This is a genomic window from Rathayibacter sp. AY1C7, from assembly GCF_002931865.1.
In the GTDB taxonomy this organism is placed as follows: Bacteria; Actinomycetota; Actinomycetes; order Actinomycetales; family Microbacteriaceae; genus Rathayibacter.
In genome coordinates this window covers 1-17,831 of sequence record NZ_PSWB01000006.1, presented here as the reverse complement: position 1 = coordinate 17,831, position 17,831 = coordinate 1, and the positions used below count along the sequence as shown (strand labels likewise).

The window sequence follows — 17,831 nt, the reverse complement described above, 5'->3', positions numbered from 1 at the left end:
GGACGGAGGCCAGGTCGCGGATCGTCGGCGCGGTGCTCGGCGCGGCTCATCCGCGATCTCCGTCCGTCGTCGACGCTGACCGCCCGGCCGTCCGGTCGTAGAGGTCCTCTAGGTCGCGGATCCGCTCGGCGAGGTCGAACGAGGCGAGCACGCGCTCCCGCCCGGCCGCGCCCATCCGCGTCGCGCGGTCCGGGTCCCGGAGCAGGGCGGCGAGCGCCCCGGTCAGGCCGGGCACGTCCCCCTCCGGGACGAGCAGCCCGGTGACGCCGTCCTGGACCGCCTCCGGGACGCCGCCGTGGCGGTACGAGACGACGGGGACGCCTGCGAGCGCGGCCTCGAGGAAGACCATGCCGAAGCCCTCGGAGTCGCCTGTCGCCGCGGTCCGCGACGGTGCGCAGAAGACCGCGGCGCCGGCGAGGATGCGGGCGACCTCGGCGGGGGGCAGGGAGCCGGTGAAGGTCACCTGCAGGCCCAGCCGCGCCGCCTGCTCGACGAGCGCCTCCCGCAGGTGGCCGTCGCCGACGACGGTCAGGGGGACGTCCCGGATCGGTCCGGGGAGGGCGGCGAACGCCTCGAGCAGATCCGGAACGCCCTTCTTGTCGGTGAGGCGTCCGACGAAGACGATTCCCGCGCGCTCCGCAGCCGGTGCGGCCTCGGGGCGGGAGGTCGGGACGCCGATGTAGCCCACTCCGGTGCGCCGCGGGTCCGCCCCCAGGCGCAGGAGCCCGTCGGTGATGAAGCGGGACACGCCGATCACCGCGTGCGCGGTACGGAAGACGGTGCGGGCCTCGAGGGCGCGGTGAGCTCGGGCGAGGGGTCGGAGCAGGCGCGGAGCTCCGGTCGCGAGCGGCCAGCTGGTCACGTCGTAGCCGTGCCCCGTCACGACGAGCGGAAGGCGCCTCCTCCGTGCGTACCGGGCGATGGAGACGGCGTCGATGAGGAAGTGTGCATGGATGAGGGCGGGCCGGTGCTCATCGACGATCGCGTCGAGCCGTCGTGACACTCCGAGCCATCGCAGGAGGAGGGACCGCCGCCCGCGAGGGGTGATCGGATCGTGCAGGACGATGTCCGTGCGGTCGTGGAGGACGCCCGAGCCGGTGCGCTCGAGGCCCACTCCGAGGGCGCGCCAGCGCTCGAGTCCGTGCATCTGATTGCGGACGAACGTCTCGGAGTCCTGCAGCCACGCGCGCTTCCAGACCAGGACCAGCGGCCTCTCGCCGGCGACGCCGCCCGCGTGCTCAGCGGACGGCACGGCGCACCCGGTAGCGGAGGGCCGCGACCACGCTCGGCAGCACCCGCACGGCGTCGCCCAGATAGCGCCGCCAGAGCCTGCCGGGCTCCCGGCTGAGCCGGTGCGCCCACTCGAGGCCGAGGCGCTGCACCACGAGCGGCGCCCGCGGGATCTCGCCGGCGAGGAAGTCCACGGCGGCGCCGACGCCGAGGCACACCGCTCCCGTGCCGCCGACGACGAGCAGGCGCTCGCGAACCTCCTCCTGCTTGGGGGAGCCGAGGCAGAGCGCGACGATGCGGACGTTGGCCGTGCGCAGAGTCGAGGAGAGGCGGGCGAGGTAGGCGTCGTCCGCGAGCTCGGCCGGCTCCGGCGAGACGACGACCGGAACCTGGAGCCCGGCGAAGCGCTGCTGCAGCTCGGCGGCTGCGCGATCGCCGACTCCGGGGCGTCCGCCGATGAGAGCGACCGGCGCACCCTCGAGCGCCGCGCGGCGGCAGACCTCGGTGAAGAGGTCGATGCCCGTCACGCGGCTCGCCGTGCGGTGGCCGTACGAGCGGGCCAGCCAGACCAGAGGCGCCCCGTCGAGCACCACGAGGGACGCCCGGCCGTAGTACCGCCGGAACTCGCCGGAGTGCTTCCAGCGCACGAAGTGGTCGGTGTTCGGCGTGACGACCAGCTCGTCGCGGCCGCTCCGGGACAGCTCGAGCACGGCCTCCGCCGCCTCGTCGAGCGTGGTGATGCTGGCCGGCATCCGCTCGATGCGGCCGGTGATGTAGGAGGTCATGCCGGTGCTCCTCGGGGGTCGGTGCGGGAGGGAGGGAACGGAGCTGGTGTGCGGAAGGGGCCGGTCGCGGCCGCCTGCACGGGGACGGTCACGTCGTCCACCGGGTGCTCCTCCGATCGGAGAGCCGGCGGCGGGTGTCGTGCACGGCGTAGAGGATCCGGCTGAGCGCCGTGAAGGCGGCGGGGACGTGCTTGAGCACCAGCCCCAGGACGAGCAGCCGCGGCGACCGCGCGGAGCGGAGCACGCGGACGTCGCGCAGCGCCTCGGACCCGAGCCGGACGCCGGTCTCGACGAGCGCCGCGTCGGAGTTCTGGCGGATCGGGGTGAGCGCGACGGGGACGGCGTAGAACCAGGTCGTGAACCAGTCCGACAGCGGGCGCGGCACATCCTCGAACGTTCGGGCGAGCGCCGCGCGCATCTCCTCGGCGCAGACCAGGAGGTTCCGGAGGTCCGGGTCGCGCCGACGGGTGATCGAGGACGCCGTGTAGACGTAGGAGTAGAGGATCTCCGGCACGAAGAGCACCCGTTCCGACGCCTGGACCGCCCGCAGCACGCCGACGAAGTCGGACTGGGAGCTCAAGCGCGGGAAGAGCTCCTCCTGCAGGACGGCGCGGCGGAAGAGCTTGTTCCAGAGGAAGCCGTGCAGGCGCCCGGACGCCATCCGCTCGAGAGCGAGTTCGGACGAGACCAGTTCGCGTCGGTCGAGACCGTCGATCACGCGTCCGGAGGTCGACTGCCGGGTGCGGTAGAGCGCCCGGCAGACGACGACGTCGGCCGCCGTCCGCTCGGCCTCGGCGGTGAGGGTCCGGAGGATCTCCGTGTCCCACTCGTCGTCGACGTCCACGAACCAGACGAACTCGGAGTCGATGCCGTCGAGGGCGCGGTTCCGGGCGGCAGCGACGCCGCCGTTCTGCTCGAGGAGCAGGACCCGGGCGTCCTCGCGTCCCTCGGCCCACTTCTCGAGCACCTCCGCCGTGCCGTCCGAGGACGCGTCGTCGACGAGGACGACCCGCGTCCCCGGTCCGAGAGTGAGTGCGAGCCGCGCGAGGAAGCCGTCGAGCCGGGCGATCGCGTTGTAGCAGGGAGCCACGACGGTCACCGAGTGCACGCCCCCGCTCACCGTCGGCCCCCGAGCTCGCGGTAGGCGGCGACGACGGGTCCGAAGACGGCGTCGGGCGAGGCGGCCTCGTCCACCCACGCCTTCGCGCGGTCGGCCTGCATCAGGAGCCCCTCGGGTCGCTCCAGAGCGGCGGCGACGAGCTCGGCGATCCGCTCCCCGTCGGCGTCGGCGGGGAGCAGGAGGCCCCGACCGTCGGCGAGCAACTCACCCACACCGCCGACGTCGGTCGCCACGACCGGGCGACGGCGTGCCATCGCTTCCAGCATCACGAGCGAAGTCCCCTCCCACCGCGAGGTCGACAGGAGGAGGTGCGCCGCGTCCAGCGCTCCGGTCACGTCCGCCGACGGACCGGCGAAGTCGACCACTCCGGCCCCCCGGGCTCGCTCGCGCAGCACCGGCAGCATCGGACCGTCGCCGAGCCAGGTGCCGGTGACGGGCCGGACCCGGGCGAGGGCCTCGACTGCCGCGAGGAAGCGGATCGGGTCCTTCTGCTCCGCGAGCCGCCCGATGCCGAGGACGCGGACGACCGGCTCGGCGAGTTCCGGCGCGAGCGCGGGCTCCGCGGTGACGTTCGCCGGGGCGTTGCCGGTGACCACGACGCGCTCCTGCGGGCGGCCGTAGCCCTCGACGACCATCCGCCCCACGGAGGCGGAGACGGCGAACACCCGCCGGGAGCGGAAGGAGAGCGCTCGACGGTCGATCCCGGGCAGCTCGGTGTGCGCGTGCTCGACCACGGGGACACCGAGCGCGGCGCCGACGAGGAGGGCCAGCAGAGCCTCGCGGCGCTGGTGGGCGTGCAGGACGTGCGGGCGGAACCGGCGGACGGCGAGTGCGATCTCGCGCAGATCGGCCGCGAAGCCCTGTCCGGGTCTCGGCACCACGAAGACGGGCGACTCCTGCGCGGCGCGGTCGCTGAGCGGCCCGGGACGCCCCCAGTAGGCGGTCTCGCAGCCGTGCTCGCGGCTCCACGCACCCAGGGAGAGGGCCACACGCTGCGCGCCCCCGTCCTCGAAGGAGTCGAGGACGTGCAGGATCCGCAGGGATCGGGAACGGGCGGCCCTCATGAGAGTGCCCCGTCGGGAACCGCGCCCGGGAAGCGGACGTCGAGTTCGGCCAGGACGGCGTCGACGTCGCGGCCCATCGTCCCGGGGTCGACGTCGTAGTGATCGGCGAGGAGGTCGACGACCTCGTCCCGGGGCCGGCGCTGCCGGATCGCGGCCTCGAAGACCGAGGCGGCGCTCAGCGAGAGCACGATCGGGGGCACCGACGGGCGGGACAGGTCGAGCACGTAGACCTGACGGTCCGTGCGCTCGACGGCGAAGCGCTGCGCCGGCGGCGCGCTGCCACCCTGCGCCTCGGCGGAGGCCTCCACCGGATGCACGGCGCTCGCCGCGGGGTCGGACGAGGCCGGGAGGTCGCTCACCGGCGCCGTGGCCACCGCGATCGCCTCGAACGAGGACGCCGGGCCCTGCTCCTCGCTGCGGCCGCTCAGCGCCACCCGGGCGAAACCGGTGAGGGCGGAGGGGAGGCCTCGGAGCGCCCGCAGGGTCCGCTCCCCCCGGAGCCGGAGCCGACGCCGGACCGTCGTCGCCTCGGGATGGCTCGCCTCGAGATCCGCGCGGGTGGGGAAGGCGGCTCTCAGCAGCAGGCCTCCCTTCAGGCGCCAGGGAGCGGACGCCACGGCGTGCAGCCAGTTGAAGGTGTGCCGGTCGGAGCTTCGGCGCACGTCCCAGAGAGTCTGGGCCTGCCGGTAGCGCTCCTCGGGCTCGGCGGGGACTCCCCAGGAGGTGAGGAGCTCCGTCATCGGCGTCTGCGCGCCGAGCTCGACGGCCGCGTCGCGGATCGCCTCGCGCTCCTCGCTCGGAAGGCCGGCGCCGTGCGCCTTCAGAACCGTCAGCGCCGTGGTCGCCGAGGCGGAGCGCGCGCTGCGCAGCTGGTGCAGGGCGTGCAGCACGAGGTGGTGCGCGCGCCCGGGGATCCGCAGGGTCTCGTCGCTCAGCGGCAGATCCTCGGCGGCCGCCCAGAGGCGGTCGAAGACGATCCGCTCCTCCTCGAAGGCACCCGGGAAGGAGCGGTGGACGTCGACGTCGCACGGCCACGAGGGGTGGACGAGCGTGATCGAGTGGTCGACGAAGAGGGTCCAGCTGAGAGCCTCGGCGCGGCGGCGCCAGCCCATCGAGGCGAGCAGCTTGAGAGCCTCGTCGAAGCGCTCGGGGTCGCCCCAGAGGTCGACGTCGGCCGAAGTCATCGGCGCGCGAATCCCCTGGCGGTGCAGACCCTCGCCCTTCACCACGAGGCTGCGGACGCCGTGCGTCCGCAGGGTGTACTGCACCAGCACGGCGGCCAGGCGCAGGGCGACGGCGTTCGGCAGCATCGCGTCGGCGGAGGCGCCGACAGCCGGGACCGGTTCAGGCGACACGGACGCGTCCCTCCGCGAGGGCGAGGATCTCCTCGGCCGCGACGGACCACGGGCGCTCCCGCGCGAGCTCGGCGGCCCCCCGGGAGAGAGCCGTCCACTCGCGTCGGAGCCGGTGGAGGGCGTCCTCGTACTCCTCGCGCGTCGCGTCGTCGGAGAGGACCACGCCCGCCCCCGCCGCGCAGAGATCGGCCAGGACGCTCGACTCGATCGCGAGGACCGGCAGCCCGCTCGCCAGCGCGTCGAGTCCGGCGGCCGCGCCGGTCGTCGACGGCGTCAGATGGGCGTACGCGTGGGAGTGGCGGAGCACCTCGACGACGCCGTCGCGGTCCTGCTCGCCGACGGAGCGCAGCCCCGATGCGAGGTCGTCGGCGATCCCGCCGCCGTCGTCGATCACGGTGACGTACTCGGTGCCGTCCAGCCGGGCGAGGAGATCGAGCCGCTCGGCGCCCCGGTCGAGACCGGAGGCTCCCACGGCGGCGAAGCGGAGGGGCCCGTCGGGGGCGGACGGTGTCGGGAACGACGCGTCCGGCAGGCCCAGGGGCACGACCGTTCCCGCGAGGGCGGACGCGAGCCGCTCCGTCGGGGTGACGACGACAGCACCGTGGCGCTCCTCCTCGAACCGGAGGCGCAGGAGCGCCGGGAGGTCGTCGGCCAGGAGGACGGTCGTCGGAGCGAGCCCGGCGAGCTCCACGGCCGTCCCCGGGAGAGCCACCACGACATCGGGCCGCTCCGGGGCGAGCAGTCGGCGGGCCCGGCGCGTGACGACGGCGAGCCCGACGGACCCGGCGCCCCTCCGGCCGGCGGGCTCGAGGAAGCGGGCGAGCACGCTGGTGCGGAGCTCCGCCCCGCTGAACCCCTCCGGGTCACCGGTCACCACGACCACGCGGTGTCCCTGGCGGCGCCAGGCGCGCTCGAGCGGAGCCACGTGCCAGGCATCGAGGGCGACGATCCCGATGGTCAGCACGGGCGGACTCCCCCCGTCAGGGGGAATCGGCGGCAGGGACCGGGAGACGTAAGGAGCGCGGAGTCCCGCTGGTCGATGACCTCGTGCACAGGGCGGTACCTCTCTCCGTCGCGGCAGGCGGAGCCGCGGACGTCGGAGAAGTTATCCCCGTGCCCGGCGGCTTCCGAGTGGGAGGCGCGATACGGACGCGGAGGCGGCGTGCGCGCCGCTCACGGAGTCGGATCGCGTCGGCAGCGGTCGCTCGACCGTCAGTCCCCGCCACGGGTTCCGCGCCCGCTGCACCGGCATGCGGAGGCACCGAGGCGCCGCCGATAGAGTCGGCTCCGTGACCCTCTCCCCGCAGATCTTCACGCTCCCCTCGGCGGTGCAGCGGACCCCCGCCGCCGCTCCTCACCCGGGGCTGCTCCGATGAGGGGCATCGTCCTCGCGGGTGGTTCGGGGTCGCGGTTGTGGCCGATCACCAAGGGCATCTCGAAGCAGCTGATGCCGATCTACGACAAGCCGATGATCTACTACCCGCTGTCGACGCTGATGATGGCCGGGATCGACGAGGTCCTCGTGATCACGACCCCCGAGTACAACGACCAGTTCCGCGCACTGCTGGGCGACGGGTCGAGCCTGGGCATGCGGATCGAGTACGCCGTGCAGCCCTCCCCCGACGGGCTCGCGCAGGCGTTCCTGATCGGCGAGGAGTTCATCGGCGACGAGTCCGTCGCCCTGGTCCTGGGCGACAACATCTTCCACGGCACCGCCCTGGGCACCGCCCTCGCGGCGAACACCACGATCGAGGGCGCCGTCATCTTCGCCTACCAGGTCGCCGACCCGCGCGCCTACGGAGTCGTCGAGTTCGACGAGCACTTCCGAGCCGTCTCCATCGAGGAGAAGCCCGAGCAGCCGCGGAGCAACTACGCCGTGCCCGGCCTCTACTTCTACGACAACGACGTCGTGGCGATCGCGAAGACGATCACGCCCTCGGCCCGCGGCGAGCTCGAGATCTCGACGATCAACGAGCGCTACCTCGAGGCGGGGCGGCTGAACGTCCAGGTGCTCGACCGGGGAACGGCCTGGCTCGACACCGGGACCTTCGATTCCATGATCGAGGCGACGGAGTTCGTGCGCGTGATCGAGCAGAGGCAGGGGTTCAAGATCGGCTGCATCGAGGAGATCGCCTGGCGCAACTCCTGGATCGACGACGCCCGCCTCGCCGAGCTCGCCGCACCGCTGGTCAAGAGCGGATACGGCGCCTACCTCCACCGCCTGCTCAGCCTCGAAGGCGTGAACGCGGGCCGCTGAGCCCGGCCTCCCCCGACCTTCGTTACCTCCAGGAGAACCCGTGCGGATCCTCGTCACCGGCGGTGCCGGCTTCATCGGCAGCAACTTCGTCCACCTCACCCTGCGCGAGCGTCCCGACGCGCGGATCACCGTGCTCGACAAGCTCACCTACGCGGGCAGCCGCGACTCCCTCGCCCCCGTCGCCGACCGAGTGCGGCTGGTCGAGGGCGACGTCGCCGACGCCGAGCTGGTGGACCGGCTGGTCGCCGACGCGGATCTGGTGGTCCATTTCGCCGCGGAGTCGCACAACGACAACTCCCTGCACGACCCGACGCCCTTCCTCGCGACGAACGTCATCGGCACCTTCGCGCTCCTGCAGGCGGTGCGCCGGCACGACGTGCGGTACCACCACATCTCGACGGACGAGGTGTACGGCGACCTCGAGCTCGAGGACCCCGCGCGCTTCACCGAGCACACCCCCTACAACCCCTCCAGCCCCTACTCCTCGACCAAAGCCGCCAGCGACCTCCTCGTGCGCGCCTGGGTGCGCTCCTTCGGCGTGCGCGCCACGATCTCCAACTGCTCCAACAACTACGGCCCCTACCAGCACGTCGAGAAGTTCATCCCCCGCCAGATCACCAACGCCATCGACGGCATCCGCCCCAAGCTCTACGGCACCGGCGCCAACGTCCGCGACTGGATCCACGTCGACGACCACAACACCGGCGTCTGGGCCATCATCGACCGCGGCGAGATCGGCGAGACCTACCTCATCGGCGCCGACGGCGAGAAGAGCAACCTCGACGTCGTCACCCGCATCCTCACCGCCTTCGGACAACCCGAGGACGCCTTCGACCACGTCACCGACCGCGCCGGACACGACCTCCGCTACGCCATCGACTCCACCCGCCTGCGCACCGAACTCGACTGGCGCCCCCGCTACACCGACTTCGACGCCGGACTCGCCGCCACCATCGACTGGTACCGCGCCAACGAGGACTGGTGGCGCCCCGCAAAGGCCTCCACCGAGGAGAAGTACGCGGTGCGGACAGCGTGACCGGACCGTACTCGAGGTCGGCCGCTGCGCGGAACCGGGGACCAGTGGCCTCGGCCGGATCGCCCTGCCTCCGTCACCGGAATCGGCGCGCCGCCGGACTCCGGGGGACGGGGCGTGCCGCTTGCTGATCGTCGCCGCCGCCCTCGCTCTGCTGTTCCTGGTCGTCACCTTCCCGCGGCGCGCCGTCGGTCTCCGCGGCTACGCCGTCGGCCTCTCGATCTTCGTCCTCGGCCTCGGCGCGAGCACCTCCGCTCCGGACGCCGTCCGCTACGCCTCGACGGGCGTCGCCGCGGTGTTCCTCATCCTGGCCTGGGCGTTCGGCGAGCGGACGCGGCCGAGGAAGCGCACGCGGCTCCTCCTGCTCGCCTGGTTCGTGTGGACGACCGGGGTGAGCCTCCTGATCTCCTCGAGCTCCCCGGCGACCGTCCTCGCCCTCATCGCGGTGCCGCTGCTGCTGTTCCCAGTCGTATCCCGCCTCGGCGAGCAGGACCTGGTGCCGCTGCTGCGCTGGACGGCGCTCACCGTCCTCGTGCAGGTCGCCGTCGGCATCGCCGAGCTCACCGTCCTGCCCGAGCCGGTCTGGGGCTACCGCAACCTCACCACGGCGGGTCTTCCCGTCATCCGGTACAACCCGTTCCTCCCCGGCCTGATCCGGATCCAGGGCACGACCGGCCACCCGATCATCTTCTCGCTCATCGTGATGTTCGGCTTCTTCCTGATCCTCGCTCTCGGGTCGAAGCTGTCCCGAACGGTCCGGCTCGTCTCGCTCGCTGCTGCGGTCGCCGGCCTCGTCCTCTCGGGGACGCGCAGTGCGTTCGTCGCAGCGGCCATCGGCTTCGTCGTCTACCTCTTCTTCGCTCCCAACACCCGGACGCGGGTGAAGAACGTCCTGATCGTCATCGGGGCGGGAGTCGCGATCTTCCTCGGCGACTTCGGGCTCTCGGCCGTCGCAACTCAGGCGGCCACCTCGGACTCCTTCGGCCACCGCCTCGAAGGGTGGGCGAGCGCGGATCAGCTCCTGCACCGCGGCTCTCCCACCGGAGCGATCGGCAGCGGCTTCTTCTCGGAGCTGAGCATCTTCGCGCAGGGCCTGCTGCAGCAGGACGGCTTCCTGGTCATCGACAACCACTTCATCTGGACGCTCGCGATCAGCGGTGGCATCGGGCTCGCCCTCATGGTGCTGGCCATGGGGGGCGCATGGATCGGCTCCGACCGCCTCGGGCGGGCCCAGGTCGCCGTGATGCTCGCGATGGCCTTCTCCTTCGACCTGATGACGTGGGTCGTCTCAGTGAGCATCTTCGTGATCTCGCTGACGCTGCCGCCGGACCTGATCGCGCTCGCCCGCCCGGCTCCGCCCCGCGAAGCGGAACCGCCTCCGACGCGGCGGGGGACGCCGAGACCTCAGCGCGGAGGGGACCGCACCCGCGTGAGGACCCTCCCCCGCTCCTCGCGGTGACAGCATGCTCCCCCTTGCCCGACCAGACCGCACCAGACCAGCCGATCGGAGCTCACATGCCTGAGATCATCGACACCGAGACCTTCGTCATCGGCGATTCGACGAAGACGAACTCCCTGGGCCGTGCGCTGAGCATGGCGCTCACCGCGGCTGAGCTCGGACGCGTGCGGGTTCTCGCCTTCGAGGACGGGGAGCTCTGGGCCGGAGCGAGACAGTTCCCTGCGGAGGTCGTTCCTTTCGGTCGGAGGGATCTGGCGCGCATCGAGCGGGACGTCCGCGCGTCAGCGTCGGAGCGGAGGACCATCGTCTGGTTCTCGAAGGGGACGGACCCCCTGCCGCGTCTGGCTCGGCGCCTCTCCCGCATCCCGAACACCGTCGTGGTCGCGGATTTCGACGACGACGACGTCTCGATCATGGAGGCCTTCCGATCCGAGTCCCTCCTCAACCGGGCGAAGGCGAATCCGCTGCGCCGGAAGGCTCCGTCCCGGCTCCGCCGGAGCCAGGCCAGGATCGCGCGCGACGCCGGCCTCGTCACCTTCTCGAGCGCGGGACTCCGCGGGGTGTACGCCGAGCGCTTCGATCTCGGTGACGCGTCCGCGGTCATCCCCCACACCCGGGTGTCGACGACGCGAGATCGGCCGCGCGGGCCCTCCACCGACGGCCGTCTGACTCTGGGCTTCATCGGGACCGTCCGCAGCTACAAGGGCGCGGACACTCTGAACGCCCTGCTGCGGGCCGATCCGGACGTCGGCATCGTCACCTTCGCCCAGTCATGGACGCCGCCCTCCGATGTGGCGGCGCAGTGGGTCATGCGGCCTCCAACGACACCGCTGTCCGAGATCTACGCGGACGTGGACGTGCTCGTCCTCCCCATGGACATCCGCAGCCCGGCAGCGCTCTACCAGCTCCCCGCGAAGCTCGTGGACGCGGCCGTGTTCGGGACTGCCGTGGCGGCGACGCCGACCCCGCCGATCGAGGAGTTCGCGGCCGGAGCCTTCCTGCCGGTCACCGACTGGTCGGATCCCGTCGGCGTCCTCGCAGCGATCAGAACCGCCGACAAGGAGCAGCTGGGAGCAGCGCTCCAGGCGAGGTTCACCACTCTTCTCTCCCCCGAAGCAACAGCCGACACTCTCGACACCGCTGTCCAGAAGGCACTGATCAGAAAGAGCACCCACCGTGCATGAACGACCGGCAGCCGTCCAGGTCCCCCTTCTCTCCGTGAAGGTCACTCCGATGACCGCTGCGCGAGTCGCCGACCTCGTGTCGAGCGAGCCCTCCGGGCCGACGCTGATCCTCAACCACAATCTGCACAGCAGCTACCTCCACCTCAAGCACGCCTGGTTCCGCAGGTTCTACGAGCGCAGCGACATCGCGGTGATCGACGGGTGGCCCGTCCTGGCCCTGGCCTCCCTGAAGCGCCGGGTCACGACCGAGGAGCGCATCGGGTCGACCGATTGGATCCACGCGCTCTGGTCCGACACGCGCTCGCCCGGCCGCCGGGTCTTCATCCTCGGCGGCACCGAGGAGATCAACGCCGCGGCCGTCAGCGCCTGGAGCAGGGCGCGTGCCGTCGACGACGTGGCCGGGACGTCCGGGTATTTCGCACGGGAGGACGAGGAGTCGGTGGTCGACGCGATCCGCAGCCACGCGCCGACCCTCCTCATCGTCGGCCTCGGGATGCCGAAGCAGGAGCGATTCCTGGACGAGCACTGGGACGACCTTCCCGACGCGTACATCGCCACCGTGGGCGGGGCCGTCGACTACATCGCGGGCGCTGTCGAGCTGAGTCCGCGCTGGCTCGGCTCGGTCGGCCTGGAGTGGGCGTGGAGGTTCCTGCACGATCCGCGGCGCCTCTGCACCCGGTACTTCGTGGAGCCGTTCGCGCTGGCCGGACTGATCCTCCGCAACACGCTCCGCGGAGCGGGGACCCGATGAGCCTCACCACCCGCGACGTGACCACCGTCGTCCCGACCCTCGGCAGGCCTGCGCTCGCCCGCGCTCTGCAGTCGGTGCGCGGACAGACGGGCGCTGGAGGCCGGACGGTCGTCGTCCTCGACGACCCCTCCCGCGAGCACCACGTGCGGAGTCTTCTCGAGGACGAGGTCCTCCTGGTGACGGCGGGCAGAACCGGCGGGGCGAACGCCCGCAGCACCGGAGCCCGAGCGGCCGAGACCTCGCACGTCGCGTTCCTCGACGACGACGACTGGTGGGAGCCGGAGAAGCTCGCTCACCAGGTGAAGGCGCTCTCCGAGTCCTCGGCCGATCTCTGCTACACCGCCACCTACTTCCACGAGTCGGGCGACGGCGTGCGCCGGCTGCCGACGCGCGAGCTCGCGGCGGGTCAGTCCGTCGCGTCCTATCTCGTCGCCCGTCCGAGCCTCAAGCACGGCACGGGGTACATCCAGACGAGCTCCCTGCTCGCGAGCAGGCGCCTCCTGGACGAGCACCCGTGGGACCCCTCGATGAAGAAGCACCAGGACTGGGACCTCGTCGCGCGGTGGGCTGCGGCCGACGCGCGGATGACCTACGTCCCCCTCGCTCTCGTGCACGTCCAGCAGGGTTCCGCCGCCTCGATCTCGAAGACGGCGGACTGGCGCGCGAGTGCCGCCTGGCTCGCCCGCCACGGCGACGCCCTGGACTCCCGCGCCTACGGAGACTTCGTCGCCACGCAGATGCTGCGGGGCGCCCTCAGCGCCCGCGATCCGCGCGGAGTCGCCGCCTCGGTCGCGGAGCTGTCCCGCCGCCGACCCCACGTCGCCGCGATGATCGTGGGTCTCCACGGTCTCGTGGAGAAGTAGATGCGGGGAGCCGCTCCGAACGGTCCGCGGCGCTCGAAGCCGATCCTTCGCCTCCTCGGTTTCGTCCTGATCCCTCTGATCAGCGCCCTGAGCCCGCTGATCGTCATCCCCTCCATCACCAGCTCCTTCGGAGCGACGGCGTGGGCGTCCGTCGCCGTCGCCCAGTCCATCGGGTCCGCCGCAGCGGTCGTCGTCGAACTCGGCTGGGGCCTGAACGGCCCCCAGCGGATCGCCCGGATGGGGCGGCGGGCTCGATCGCAGACCTATGCTCTGGCCACGGCGACGAAAGTCCTCGTCTTCCTGCCGCTGGTCGTCCCCGTGGTGATCGTCACCGGCCTGCTCGCGCCGGCGGATCCGGTCGCGGCCGCGTGGATCGCCGTCGCAATCGCACTGAGCACGCTGTCGCCGGCGTGGTTCTTCATCGGCGCAGGCCAGCCGCGGAACATCCTGCTTTTCGACGCTCTGCCCAGACTGGCCGCCAACGGGCTCACCGTGCTCCTGATCAGTGCCGCGGGAGCGCCGCTGGCGGTCTACCCGCTGCTACTCGCCGTCGGTACGATCGTGCCTCCGGTCCTCGGCTGGTCCGCTGCAGGGAGCCGACTCGGGTTCCTGCGCTCTCTGGGCCCGCGCCGGATCCTCCGTGCCGTCCGCGCGCAGAACGTCGCCCTCCAGGGACGACTGGCCAGCGCGGCCTACATCGCCCTGCCGGTGGCGATCGTCGGAGCGGCCTCGCCGGGAGCTCTCGTCGTCTTCTCCGCCGCGGAGCGGCTCCAGCGCCTGGTGCTGGCGCTGCTCGCCGCCTTTCCCAACGCGCTGCAGGCATGGGTCGGGGCGCCCGGATCCGATACCGACCGCTTCCGCCGCATCGCGCGCGCCGTCGGCGCCAACGCCGTCCTCGGGCTCGTCGCCGGAACCGGCTTCGCCTTCTTCGGGGGCTTCGCGTCGCAGATCCTGTTCAGCGGCGAGATCACCCTCCCGCTCCCCATCACCGCTCTCTGCGGAGGGGTCATCGCCATCACCTGCGTGTCGCGGGCTACCGGCGGTCTCGGCCTGGTCGCTCTCCGTCGCCTGAAGGCGCTGCGCAACAGCGCGCTCGTCGGAGCGGCGACGGGGCCGGTGCTCATCTGGCTGCTGTCCCGGACGTTCGGCGCGCCCGGGGGTCTGGCCGCCGAGGTCGTCACCGAGCTCACCGTCCTCATCGTCCAGATCGTCTTCCTGCTCCGCACTCGGAAGCGCTGAGCCCGCACCCCGGAGCGGACGATCCGCGTCTCCTCCTACCCTTTCGAGGGTCACCGGCCTCGAGGCTTCGTCAGTCCGGCCCGATCGCTCCTCACCGTGGATACCGTCGCAAGCGCACCGCATCGGCAATCCCGGGAGGACGCGCCATCATGCTCGACGCCCCTGAAGCGACTCCCCTGCACGACCGCTCTCACCGACGGCCGAACCGGTCCTCCTCCTCGCGCCGGCGGTTCCTCCGCTTCGGCAAGGCGCTCGCGGTATCCTCGGTCATCGCTCTGCTGGCCGTTCTCGGCGCGGTGTCACCGGCCGGCAGCGCAGCCGCCGCGGGCAGCGGCCCCACGGCCACCGACGTCACGACGGCGCACCCGAGGCTCGAGCTCGACCAGCAGTCGGTCGTCGATCTGCGAGCGTCGGTGTCGTCCGATCCCGCCGTCACCGCCGTATGGAACCGCGTCCGCGCGGAGGCCGACCGGATGCTCACTGAACCGGTTCTGAAGCGGAGCTCTCCGGACGGCATCCGCATCCTGGAGACGTCGCAGACCCTCGTCCAGCGCGCCCGGACTCTGGGCATCAGCTATTTGGTGACCGGGTCCCCCGTGTACGCGGACCGGCTCTGGCTCGATCTCGACGCGGCATCGAAGTTCGCCGATTGGAATCCGGATCACTTCCTCGACACCGCCGAGATGACGCAGGGGATGGCCATCGGCTACGACTGGCTCTACGCCCGCTGGACACCCTCCCAGCGGAGCACACTGAGCTCCGCCATCCAACGGCTCGGCCTCCAGCCGTCCGTGCCCGTCTACTCCGCGCCGGCGAACACCTCCGGCCCCTACGCGTACGGCGGCAATTGGGCCGTCGTCACCAACAACTGGAACATCGTGGCGAACGGAGGGATGATCGCCGGTGCAGTCGCGACGGCGCAGGACAATGCGGGCCTCTCCGATCGGATCCTCGACTACGCGACCCCCAGTCTCCGCCGGGGCCTCGCGCAGTTCGGGCCCGACGGCGGGTACGCCGAGGGGCCGACGTACTGGGAGTACGCGACGCGGTATCTCGCCTCTGCGTTGAGCACACTCGATGTCGCAACCGGGACGGACTGGGGCCTGGCAGCCTCGCCCGGCGTCAGCACGACGGGCTACTTCCCCGTGCAGATGCTCGGGGCGTCGAAGGAGATGTACGACTTCGGCGACAGCGACTCGACGCAGCTCAACCCGCCGTCGCAGCTGTACCTGGCGAAGAAGTTCGACAACGCCGACTTCCTCTCCGTCGGCGGCAAGCAGACCGGCAGCGATGCGCAGCGGCTCATCTGGTACCAAGCCGCCACGACCGCCGCGGCCGGCCCCGGGGCGTCGAGGGACTCCTTCTCCGCAGCCGCCGGCGTGAGCACGATGAGATCGTCCTGGGACGCGGACGGCACCTCCGTCGGCTTCCGCTCGGCCAGCAGCCCCACGAGCGGGCACCAGCACCAGGACTCCGGCTCCTTCATCCTCGACGCTCTGGGCGAGAGGTGGTCCTCCGACCTCGGACGGGACGACTACAGCCTCGCCGGCTACTTCGAGGGCGAGTCGAGGTGGACCTATTACCGCAACAGGCAGGAGGCGCACAGCACCCTCCTCGTCGACCCCTTCAGAAGCTCGACCGCCTACGCGACCGGGCGGTCGACGATGATCCGCTCGGACGCCAACGCCTCCTCGTCGCTGGCGGTCAGCGACCTGTCCGCCCTTCTCCCGGGCGGCACCACCTGGCAGCGGGGCGTGAAGCTCTTCGACGGACGCGACCAGTTCCTCGTGCAGGACGAGCTCGAGCGGTCCGGCCCCGTCGAGGCGCTCTGGTCCATGAACACCGAGGCCCTGATCGACGTCTCGGACGACGGCCGCAGCGCCACCCTCTACCGCGACGGCCAAAGGATGCTGGCCCGCATCGTCACCGACGACTCCTTCCGGTTCTCCGTCATGGACGCCGCTCCCCTGGCCACCTCACCGCGACCGGCCGGTCAGAGCTCGAACCTCGCCGACAGGAAGCTGACCATCGCGGCCTCCGGGACCGACAGCGTCCAGATCGCCGTGCAGTTCTCCCCGCTCCACGGCGACGCCCCCGTGGCAGCGGCAGCCCCGGTCGTCGGCCTGTCATCGTGGTCACTGGATGCGGTCGGGACGAGCCGGGCCACCGGCGTGACGGTGGGCGGCACCCCCCTCCCGTCCTTCGCGGGCGACGACGTCGCCTACACAGCAGCAGTCGACCCGACCGGCCCGGTGCCGGTGGTCGCCGCGCAGGCCGCGGCCGGATCGGTCGTCACCTCGACCTCGCCCGCCGCCGTTCCCGGCTGGGCCTCGACCACCATCACAGAGCCCGGCAGGACTCCGACCACCTACCGCGTCCTCCTCACACCGGGGCCGATCCGGATCGAGAGCGCGGTCGCCTCCCGGACGACGGCGGGGTCACCGGAGGTGACTTTCGACGGGACCGAGGGAACGTACTGGTCCACGTGGGGCGACAACTCGATCACGTGGCAGCTCGCGCGCGCCACGGCGGTCGAGCGCCTCGACCTCTCCTGGGTCGCCAACTCCAGTCGACTGTCGAAGTTCGATCTCCTCAGCTCCCCCGACGGCCGGACGTGGACCGCTCGTACCTCCGGGTCCTACCTCGGGACCGGCGGATGGGCCTCCGTCGCTGCGGCGATGCCCTCCGATACCCGGTTCGTCCGCCTGGTCGGTCACGGGGACGGCACGAAGGACGTCTGGACGGCGCTGCGGGAGGTCAGGATCTACAGCTTCACCGAGGACGCGCACGTGCACGTGCCGGACAAGAGCCTCTCGTTCGCGACGGCCGCGATCTCCGCGTCCGAGGTGCAGGCCGGCGCAACGGCCGCGGCCTCGGCGACGGGTACCGGGCCGGACGGGCGGACGCTCCCCGCGTCCTCGGTGAGGCTCACCTGGGGCTCCTCCGATCCCGCCGTCGCCTCCGTCGACCGGTCGGGTTCGGTCACCGGGCGCACCGCGGGGACCGCCGTGATCGGCGTGCTCGTCGAATCGGGCGGCGTCATCCGCTCGGCGAGCGTTCCGGTGACGGTGGTCGACAGGACGAAGGTCCGTCTCTACCCGACCGCCGACTCCTACGTCCAGGGCGGAGCATCAGCGGGCACCAACTACGGCGCCATCACCGGAATGCTCGTCAAGACCAGCGCCTCCACCACCACCGACCAGAGCTACACCCGCGTCGGCTACCTCCGCTTCGACCTCAGCTCCCTCCAGGGCCGCACCGTCACCGGCGCCACCCTCACCACCACCGCCGCCATCACCGACAACGGATCCCCCGTCCTCCTCGACTTCCACGACACCCCCACCACCTGGACCGAGAAGGGACTCACCTTCACCAACCGCCCCACCCTCGGCCCCATCCTCGGCAGCACCCTCGTCGACACCACCAAGACCACCCGCACCACCGACCTCACCGACGCCCTCGCCGCCAAAGCCGCAGCCTCCACCCCCACC

The 17,831-nt window shown here is 71.9% G+C and carries 14 protein-coding genes; 8 read left to right on the top strand and 6 right to left on the bottom strand.

Translation table 11 applies throughout. The features are described 5' to 3' along the window. Positions 1-46 precede the first annotated feature (46 nt). The 6 genes from C5C69_RS04660 to C5C69_RS04635 form a co-directional block, all read right to left on the bottom strand. On the bottom strand, positions 47-1,252 hold the full coding sequence (locus C5C69_RS04660) for a glycosyltransferase (protein WP_104232707.1): 1,206 nt from the start codon (positions 1,250-1,252) through the stop codon (positions 47-49). After that, positions 1,239-2,015, bottom strand: coding sequence for a WecB/TagA/CpsF family glycosyltransferase (locus tag C5C69_RS04655; RefSeq protein ID WP_181067727.1), 777 nt, complete (start codon positions 2,013-2,015; stop codon positions 1,239-1,241). The genes C5C69_RS04660 and C5C69_RS04655 overlap by 14 nt, the downstream gene beginning before the upstream one ends. 88 nt (positions 2,016-2,103) lie before the next feature. Further along, complete coding sequence (locus C5C69_RS04650) at positions 2,104-3,123, bottom strand: glycosyltransferase family 2 protein (RefSeq protein ID WP_181067729.1); 1,020 nt, start codon at positions 3,121-3,123, stop codon at positions 2,104-2,106. Between the two features lie 8 nt (positions 3,124-3,131). After that, entirely contained in the window at positions 3,132-4,199 is a 1,068-nt protein-coding gene (locus tag C5C69_RS04645; protein ID WP_104257414.1) for a glycosyltransferase family 4 protein, read from the bottom strand. Then, a complete protein-coding gene (locus C5C69_RS04640) occupies positions 4,196-5,554 on the bottom strand; it encodes a PqqD family peptide modification chaperone (RefSeq protein ID WP_104257413.1) in 1,359 nt (452 codons plus the stop codon). The genes C5C69_RS04645 and C5C69_RS04640 overlap by 4 nt, the downstream gene beginning before the upstream one ends. Continuing rightward, on the bottom strand, positions 5,544-6,518 hold the full coding sequence (locus tag C5C69_RS04635; protein ID WP_104257412.1) for a hypothetical protein: 975 nt from the start codon (positions 6,516-6,518) through the stop codon (positions 5,544-5,546). The genes C5C69_RS04640 and C5C69_RS04635 overlap by 11 nt, the downstream gene beginning before the upstream one ends. 408 nt (positions 6,519-6,926) lie before the next feature. Here C5C69_RS04635 and rfbA point away from each other — a divergent pair, with 408 nt between their 5' ends. The 8 genes from rfbA to C5C69_RS04595 all read left to right on the top strand — a co-directional run. Next, entirely contained in the window at positions 6,927-7,811 is an 885-nt protein-coding gene (gene rfbA, locus C5C69_RS04630; RefSeq protein ID WP_104223010.1) for a glucose-1-phosphate thymidylyltransferase RfbA, read from the top strand. A gap of 40 nt (positions 7,812-7,851) precedes the next feature. After that, positions 7,852-8,847, top strand: coding sequence for a dTDP-glucose 4,6-dehydratase (gene rfbB, locus C5C69_RS04625; protein WP_104257411.1), 996 nt, complete (start codon positions 7,852-7,854; stop codon positions 8,845-8,847). Positions 8,848-8,968: 121 nt separating this feature from the next. Further along, positions 8,969-10,303 carry an O-antigen ligase gene (locus C5C69_RS04620; RefSeq protein WP_104257410.1) on the top strand — a complete coding sequence of 445 codons (1,335 nt, stop codon included), beginning with the start codon at positions 8,969-8,971 and terminating at the stop codon, positions 10,301-10,303. A gap of 56 nt (positions 10,304-10,359) precedes the next feature. Further along, entirely contained in the window at positions 10,360-11,487 is a 1,128-nt protein-coding gene (locus C5C69_RS04615; protein WP_104232718.1) for a hypothetical protein, read from the top strand. A 49-nt stretch (positions 11,488-11,536) separates the two neighbouring features. Then, positions 11,537-12,238, top strand: a complete 702-nt coding sequence (locus C5C69_RS04610; RefSeq protein ID WP_146083591.1) for a WecB/TagA/CpsF family glycosyltransferase — start codon at positions 11,537-11,539, stop codon at positions 12,236-12,238. Next, complete coding sequence (locus tag C5C69_RS04605) at positions 12,235-13,101, top strand: glycosyltransferase family 2 protein (protein WP_104257408.1); 867 nt, start codon at positions 12,235-12,237, stop codon at positions 13,099-13,101. The genes C5C69_RS04610 and C5C69_RS04605 overlap by 4 nt, the downstream gene beginning before the upstream one ends. Further along, the gene (locus C5C69_RS16885; protein WP_104257407.1) at positions 13,102-14,340 is read left to right on the top strand and encodes a hypothetical protein; all 1,239 of its coding nucleotides are present in this window, start codon (positions 13,102-13,104) and stop codon (positions 14,338-14,340) included. A gap of 149 nt (positions 14,341-14,489) precedes the next feature. Continuing rightward, the coding region (locus C5C69_RS04595; RefSeq protein ID WP_104257406.1) for a heparinase II/III family protein at positions 14,490-17,831 on the top strand (3,342 nt) is incomplete at its 3' end.

Excerpts from the sequence above, each read along its gene's own strand:
- C5C69_RS04615 (WP_104232718.1), top strand. The coding sequence starts at position 10,360 with ATGCCTGAGATCATCGACACCGAGACCTTCGTCATCGGCGATTCGACG.
- C5C69_RS04655 (WP_181067727.1), bottom strand. The coding sequence starts at position 2,015 with ATGACCTCCTACATCACCGGCCGCATCGAGCGGATGCCGGCCAGCATC.
- C5C69_RS16885 (WP_104257407.1), top strand. The coding sequence starts at position 13,102 with ATGCGGGGAGCCGCTCCGAACGGTCCGCGGCGCTCGAAGCCGATCCTT.
- C5C69_RS04605 (WP_104257408.1), top strand. The coding sequence starts at position 12,235 with ATGAGCCTCACCACCCGCGACGTGACCACCGTCGTCCCGACCCTCGGC.
- C5C69_RS04645 (WP_104257414.1), bottom strand. The coding sequence starts at position 4,199 with ATGAGGGCCGCCCGTTCCCGATCCCTGCGGATCCTGCACGTCCTCGAC.
- rfbA (WP_104223010.1), top strand. The coding sequence starts at position 6,927 with ATGAGGGGCATCGTCCTCGCGGGTGGTTCGGGGTCGCGGTTGTGGCCG.
- C5C69_RS04610 (WP_146083591.1), top strand. The coding sequence starts at position 11,537 with ATGACCGCTGCGCGAGTCGCCGACCTCGTGTCGAGCGAGCCCTCCGGG.